Genomic DNA, 786 nt, shown 5'->3' with positions numbered 1-786 from the left:
TCCCGAAACGAGTGATCACGTTGCCGAAATGGGTGATCAAGCAGCCGAAATGGGTGATCACGCACCGTAATGGGGCCGAGCAAGGGTTAGGGGTGGGACTGCGCATGGACTAGAACGCCGGCGATACGCTGCTTCCTTTTTTCAAGGAAGCAAGCTGATGCCGGCCAACCGGATGACCATGCGCAAAATCAAGGAAGTGCTTCGCCTGAAGTGGGCGTGTGGCCTTTCGCACCGGCAGATCGCTAGGGCGACAGGTGTGAGTGTTGGCGCCGTTTCGCAGTACGCGGCAATGGCGAAGGCAGCGGGACTGGATTGGCCGCAGGCGGACAGCCTGAACGAAGATACGCTGGAGCAGCGGCTGTTCGGCGCGCAGAAGCCGGCCAACAGCCCGGGCGGGCGGGTGACGCCGGACTTCCCCTATCTGCATCGCGAGTTGCGCCGCAAGGGCGTGACACTGCAGTTGCTGTGGGAGGAATACCTGGAGGCGAATCCCGGGGTCCCCATTTACCAATACACGCAGTTCTGCTGCCGTTACCGGGACTGGGCAGCGACGCTCAAGCGGTCGATGCGCCAGCAGCACCGCGCCGGCGAAAAGCTGTTTGCTGACTTCGCCGGTCAGATGGTGCCGATTCTGGATGCCGAGGGCGGCCTTGCCTTCGAAGCCAGCATCTTCGTCGCTGTGCTGGGCGCGTCGAATTACACATACGCATGCGCCACCCGGGGGCAGACCACCGCCGACTGGATCGGGGGAATGGTCTGCGCGATGGAATACGCCGGCGGCGTGCC

The 786-nt window shown here is 63.0% G+C and carries 1 pseudogene; it reads left to right on the top strand.

Annotation, left to right across the window (positions count from 1 at the left end):
• Positions 1-157: 157 nt before the first annotated feature.
• Positions 158-786 (top strand): annotated as a pseudogene (gene istA, locus AC3FKH_RS34475) (IS21-like element ISRme9 family transposase); the annotation flags it as partial.

It is taken from the genome of Cupriavidus sp. 21MJTG02-4 (genome assembly GCF_057798975.1).
This window is presented reverse-complemented; position numbering and strand designations above follow the sequence as displayed.